The organism is Cryobacterium sp. RTC2.1 (assembly GCF_035018685.1).
GTDB classification, from domain to species: Bacteria; Actinomycetota; Actinomycetes; order Actinomycetales; family Microbacteriaceae; genus Cryobacterium; species Cryobacterium glucosi.
In genome coordinates, this window is sequence record NZ_JASJXJ010000032.1 from 22,094 (window position 1) to 28,437 (window position 6,344).

Annotated in this window: 4 protein-coding genes; 2 read left to right on the forward strand and 2 right to left on the reverse strand. The window is 69.7% G+C overall.

Going from position 1 to position 6,344, the window contains the following annotated elements; all coding sequences use genetic code 11:
- Positions 1–144: 144 nt before the first annotated feature.
- Positions 145–2,643, forward strand: a complete 2,499-nt coding sequence (locus QN357_RS06375; RefSeq protein ID WP_322189585.1) for a DEAD/DEAH box helicase — start codon at positions 145–147, stop codon at positions 2,641–2,643.
- A gap of 88 nt (positions 2,644–2,731) precedes the next feature.
- The gene (locus QN357_RS06380; RefSeq protein WP_322136254.1) at positions 2,732–3,784 is read left to right on the forward strand and encodes a Gfo/Idh/MocA family oxidoreductase; all 1,053 of its coding nucleotides are present in this window, start codon (positions 2,732–2,734) and stop codon (positions 3,782–3,784) included.
- A gap of 427 nt (positions 3,785–4,211) precedes the next feature.
- Here QN357_RS06380 and QN357_RS06385 read toward each other — a convergent pair whose 3' ends face one another.
- Entirely contained in the window at positions 4,212–4,733 is a 522-nt protein-coding gene (locus QN357_RS06385; RefSeq protein ID WP_174775150.1) for a LysM peptidoglycan-binding domain-containing protein, read from the reverse strand.
- A gap of 108 nt (positions 4,734–4,841) precedes the next feature.
- Positions 4,842–6,218 carry an L-serine ammonia-lyase gene (locus tag QN357_RS06390; protein ID WP_322140695.1) on the reverse strand — a complete coding sequence of 459 codons (1,377 nt, stop codon included), beginning with the start codon at positions 6,216–6,218 and terminating at the stop codon, positions 4,842–4,844.
- Positions 6,219–6,344: the final 126 nt, after the last annotated feature.

Sequence of the window (6,344 nt, forward strand, 5' to 3'; positions counted from 1 at the left end):
CAGCCTAAGGCGGCCGCACCGGGGCGCGCCCGCGCATTCCTTACGATTCGCTGGTGTTTTCGCCAGAGTCTCCAGCCGTCGCTTGCCCGTCCTCCGCCCCCTCCGCAGGCAACGGCCAGCGCGATAGGGCAGGATCGAAGGATCATGGCAACTCTGAGCGCCCTCCCGTCCGTCACCGATCCCGACGCCCTGTTCGCGGCATTCGAAGAGTGGGCGACGGACCAGGGCCTCTCGCTGTACCCCGCCCAGGAGGAGGCGCTCATCGAGATCGTCTCGGGGGCGAACCTGATCCTGAGCACGCCGACCGGAACCGGGAAGTCCCTCGTCGCGGTCGGAGCGCACTTCGCCGCGCTCTCCGCGGGCAAGCGCAGTTTCTACACCGCGCCGATCAAGGCGCTCGTGAGCGAGAAGTTCTTCTCCCTCGTCGAGATCTTCGGCGCGGAGAACGTCGGGATGATGACGGGGGACTCCTCGGTCAACTCGGACGCCCCGATCATCTGCTGCACGGCCGAGATCCTCGCGAACCTCGCCCTCCGCAGCGGCGAGGACACCCAGGTCGACCAGGTCGTCATGGACGAATTCCACTTCTACGGCGACCCCGACCGCGGCTGGGCCTGGCAGGTGCCGCTCCTCCTGCTGCCCCGGGTGCAGTTCATCCTGATGAGCGCGACCCTCGGGGACGTGACCGAGATCGCCGACGACCTCGCCCGCCGCACCGGCCGGCCGGTCGCGGTCGTCACGGGCGTCGAACGCCCGGTCCCGCTCAACTACTACTACGAGACCACGCCGGTGCACGAGACGGTCGAGGACCTGCTCAAGACCGGCCAGGCGCCCGTCTACATCGTGCACTTCTCCCAGGCCGCCGCCCTCGAACGCGCGCAGGCGCTCTCGAGCGTCAAGGTCGCCACCAAGGAGCAGAAGGAGGCGATCGCTGAGCTGATCGGCGAGTTCCGCTTCACGACGAGCTTCGGCAAGACCCTCTCTCGGCTGATCCGGATGGGCATCGGCGTGCACCACGCCGGCATGCTGCCGAAGTACCGCCGACTCGTCGAGCAGCTCGCCCAGCGCGGCCTGCTCCGGGTGATCTGCGGCACCGACACCCTCGGAGTCGGCATCAACGTGCCGATCCGCACGGTGCTCTTCACCGCCCTGACAAAGTACGACGGCGTCAAGATGCGCCAGCTCAACGCCCGCGAGTTCCACCAGATCGCCGGGCGCGCCGGCCGGGCCGGGTACGACACCGCGGGAACCGTCGTGATCCAGGCCCCCGACCACGAGACCGAGAACCTCAAGGCGATCGAGAAGGCCGGGGACGACCCCAAGAAGAAGCGCAAGATCATCCGCAAGAAGGCGCCGGAGGGCTTCGTGTCCTGGGGCGAGCCCTCGTTCCAGCGCCTCGTCAGCGCAGAGCCGGAGACTCTGCACTCGAGCATGCAGATGACCGCGGCGATGCTGATCAACGTGATCGGCCGCGGCGGCGACGCCTTCGCGCACGTCTACGAGCTCGTGTTCGACAACCACGAGCCGTGGAAGCGCCAGCTCGGGCACGCCCGCCGTGCCCTCGGCATCTACAAGACGCTGCGCGCGGCCGGGATCGTCGAGCAGAGCGCGAGCGGGGACATCCGCCTGACCGTCGACCTGCAGCCGAACTTCGCTCTCAACCAGCCGCTCTCGCCGTTCGCGCTCGCCGCGTTCGACCTGCTCGACCCGGAGTCGCCGACCTACGCGCTCGACATGATGTCGATCGTCGAGGCGACCCTCGACGACCCGCGCCCGGTGCTGATGGGCCAGCAGTTCGCCGCCCGCGGCGAAGCTGTCAACGCGATGAAGCGCGAGGGCATCGAATACGACGAGCGGATGGCGCTGCTCGAGGAGATCACCTGGCCGAAGCCCCTCGAGGAGCTGCTGACCTACACCTTCACGACCTACAAGGAGTCGCAGCCCTGGATCGCGGACTTCGAGCTCAGCCCCAAGACGGTCGTGCGCGACATGTACGAACGGGCGATGTCGTTCGGTGAGTTCATCGCGTTCTACAAGCTCGCTCGCTCAGAGGGCGTCGTGCTGCGCTACCTGTCCGACGCCTACCGGGCCGCCCGGCAGACCATCCCGGACGAGGCCAAGACCGAGGACCTGCTCGACCTGATCGAGTGGCTCGGCGAACTCGTGCGCCAGGTCGACTCGAGCCTCCTCGACGAGTGGGAGGAGCTCATCCACCCCGACCTCGAAGCGCACGAGCAGGGCGCCGTCTCCGTGCTGCCGCCGCCCCCGCGCCGGCTCACCACGAACGTGCGCGCCTTCCGGATCCTCGTGCGCAACGAGCTGTTCCGGCGCGTTCAGCTCGCGGCGCTCGAGAACTACGACGCGCTCGGCGAGCTCGACCGCGAGCACGGCTTCACGGCGGATGCCTGGGGAGACGCCATGGACGGATACTTCGCCGAACACGACGAGGTCCTCACCGGCGCCAACGCGCGCGGGTCCGGCATGCTGATCCTCGACGAGGGCGCAACGGAGTGGACCGTGCGGCAGATCCTCGACGACCCGGCGGGCGATCACGACTGGGGGATCAGCGCGACGATCGATCTCGCCGAATCGGACGACCTCGGCGCCGCGCACGTCCGGGTCACGGCGGTCAATCGGCTCTAAGGTCGGCCCGTGCCTGGTGCAGACCGTACCTGGTGCTTGGAGCGCGGTGGCGGCGGGCGGCGGGTGCCCCGCGGAGTAGCGTGGAAGCATGAGTGCAGCCGACAACATCGCCCGTCCGATCCGATCCGCCGTGATCGGCTTCGGCCTCTCCGGGAGGGTGTTCCACAGCCCGTTCCTCGCCGCGAACCCAGAATTCTCCCTCGACGCGATCGTCACGGGCGACCCCGTGCGGCGCCAGCAGGCTGCAGAGACCTATCCGGGTGTGCGCCTGATGCACACCGTCGACGAGCTCCTCGCCGCAGCGGACGACCTCGACCTCGTCGTGATCGGCTCCCCGCCGGGCAGTCACGTCGCACTCGCCCATGCCGCGCTCGACGCGGGCCTCGCCGTCGTTATCGACAAGCCGTTCGCTCCCACGAGCATCGCAGGCCAGGGGCTCATCGAGAAGGCCAAACGCCTCGGCCTGCTGCTCACCGTGTTCCAGAACCGGCGCTGGGACGGTGACTTCCTGACCCTGAAGGCGCTCATCGCAGAGGGCGCCCTCGGCGAGGTGCGGCACTTCGAGTCGCGGTTCGAGTTCTGGCGCCCGACACCGTCGGCCAAGGCCTGGAAGGCGAGCGCCGGCATCCGTGAGGGCGGCGGGATTCTCTTCGACCTCGGCGCGCACCTCATCGACCAGGCCCTGCAGCTCTTCGGGCCGGTCGACGACATCTACGCAGAGATCGCGACCCGCGTGCCCGGCGGGAACGCCGACGACGACACCTTCGTGTCGCTGCACCACGGTTCCGGGGTGCGATCGCACCTGTGGATGAACGGGACCGCCGCCCAGGTCGGGCCGCGTTTCCACGTGCTCGGCTCTGAATCGGGGTACACGAAGTGGGGCCTCGACGGCCAGGAGGCCACCCTCGCCGCCGGTGCTCTTCCGACGGATGCCGGTTTCGGTATCGAGCACGAGTCGGCCTGGGGCATGCTCGGGCTCGACGGCGCCCAGCACGCGGTGCCCACCGAACCCGGCGACTACGCGGCCTTCTACCGGGGACTCGCCGACGCGCTGCTGCGCGGTGCGCCTGCTCCCGTCGACCCGGAGGACTCGCTGCGCGTGGTCGGGATCATCGAGCGGATCTTCCGCCAGACCCGCTAGCGGCATCCGCTCGCCGGGCGGTCGAACGTCGACGTCGAGCGCTGGTGTTGCGCCGCTCCGCGCGTGGTCGACCACCCGCGCACCGGCGGAACACCCGCGCTCGGTGCGGTGGATGCCCGCTTAAAGTAAGCGACCGGCCCCGGCCGGACCGGGCAACCGTGTGCTCGCCCGCGCATCACGTTCTTCCGGTCCGACCGATGCCGGTCGGCTTCAGCGCCCCAACACGTTGGGACTGGTTGTACTCTCGTTCACCGAGATGAACGAGCAGTGTGGATTGACTGAACGAGAGGTGCCGTTTCCCGGCCTCCCGGCGACCGGGTATCGGCGCCGGTTCCACCCTGCCGGACGAAGCTGCCGGGAAGGCGCGTGCGGGCTGTGGAGCGATCCGCGGGGAATCTGATGCGCGTGCGCCGGGAATGGCGTGTGACTAGCGCTTCGTGGTCCAGTCGAGGTTGATGACGTCGTTGATGTAGATGTCCTCGCCGAGGCCGGGCACCGACGGATTCATCCGGAGGAGCTGTTGCACGGGCACGTCGAAGCGCTGCGCGATCGCGAAGAAGTCGTCGCCCTCGACGACCGTGTAGGTCTGGAGTGCGCCGGCGCCGTTTGACGCGGCGGATCCCTCGGCGCCCGCTGTCGCTCCCAGATCGGTCGCAGGCCCCTCCGGAATCGGCGCGACGGGGATTGCAGCGGCGTTCGGGGTTGTCGTGGGTGCCGATCCCTTCGGCGGGTTGGGGATGAGCGGCACCTCCACGGGCGTCGGGGTGGGCGTGGGCGTCGGCGTCGGCGTGGGAGTCGGTGTCTGGGTGACGACGACGGTGGCCGTGACGACCGCAGGCGCCGGAGCCGCCGCGCACCCGGACAGGCCGAGAACGAGGATCCCGGAGACCAGGATCGCGGTGGATGGGCCCGCGGCCCGGAATGAGTGCTGGGACGACCGAATACGCATGAGACCCCCGGAATGCCGTGAACGTGATGAATGCGGCGCGACAGGGGAACGAAAGGGCTGCGCCCGACATCCGTATCGCGTGTGCCTGCCCAGTTTAGGCTGGTCGGGTCAACATTCGATCACGTTGACGGCGAGACCGCCCTCGCTCGTTTCCTTGTACTTCGTCATCATGTCGAGGCCGGTCTGGCGCATGGTCTCGATGACGGTGTCGAGGGAGACGAGGTGGGTGCCGTCGCCGTGCAGGGCGAGGCGGGCAGCGGAGACCGCCGTCGACGACGCGATCGCGTTGCGCTCGATGCACGGCACCTGCACGAGGCCTCCGACGGGGTCGCAGGTGAGACCGAGGTGGTGCTCCATCGCGATCTCGGCGGCGTTCTCGACCTGGCGCGGGGTGCCGCCGAGCACCGCGCAGAGCGCGCCGGAGGCCATCGCGCACGCTGATCCGACCTCGGCCTGGCAGCCGCCTTCCGCGCCGGATATGGAGGCGTTGGCCTTCACGAGGGATCCGATCGCGGCCGCCGTGAGCAGGTAGCGGCGGATGCCCTCGGCGTTCGCCCCAGGGACGAACCGCAGGTAGTAGTGCCCGACGGCCGGGATGATTCCCGCCGCACCGTTGGTCGGTGCCGTGACGACGCGGCCTCCGGAGGCGTTCTCCTCGTTGACCGCGAGGGCGAAGGCGTGCAGCCACTCGGTCGAGGTGTCTCGCTCGCGCAGGGGCAGCAGCTCATATTCCTCGAGCTGCATGCGAATGGCGGCGGCACGGCGCTTGACCTTGAGGCCCCCGGGAAGGGTGCCGGCCGTGGCCAATCCGGCCTCGACGCAGACGTGCATCGCGTCCCAGATCGCGTCGAGCCCGGCGTCGAGGGCTTCGGCCCCGTGGATGGACTCCTCGTTCTCGCGGGCGATCGCGGCGATATCGACCCCGCGGGCATCGCAGAGTGCGAGCAGCTCGGCGCTCGAGTCGTAGTCCATCGGCCGGGGAGAGGTCGTCGGCGGAACCATGGGGTCGCCCTCGCGCCGGATGAAGCCGCCTCCGATCGAGTACCAGGTCTCCTCGAACAGGGGGAGGGCATCCGTCGCCGACCACGCTTGCAGGGTGAGCGCGTTGGGGTGGCCGGGCAGCCTGGTGCGCGCTTCGAAGCGGATGTCGCCGCGCTCGACCGCGATCGCGTGGCGGCCGTCGAGGAGCAGCGTTGCGCCCTCGTCCAGGTCGGCCCACGATCCGTGGACGGCGGCAGGGTCGCAGGTCTCCGGGTGCAAGCCGGTGAGACCGGCGAGGACGGCGTCGGGGGTGCCGTGGCCGAGGCCCGTCGAGCCGAGCGAACCGTAGAGCGAGCAGCTCACCCGGGTGACCTCGCCGAGCCGGCCGCTTTCGGTGAGGTGGGCGGCGAAGGCGCGGGCGGCCCGCATCGGGCCGACCGTGTGGGAGCTGGAGGGGCCGATCCCGATGGAGAACAGATCGAGGGCCGAGACATACGCGGACATCCGTCCATCGTATGCGCGTCGGCCGCCCGCGTCCGGGGGCGCGCGGTCGCCCTGTCCGGGTGTCGGCTCGCCCGGCCGGGGGGGGCGGGGGGGGGGAAGACCCCCCGGTCGGCGCCGGCGTGCGAG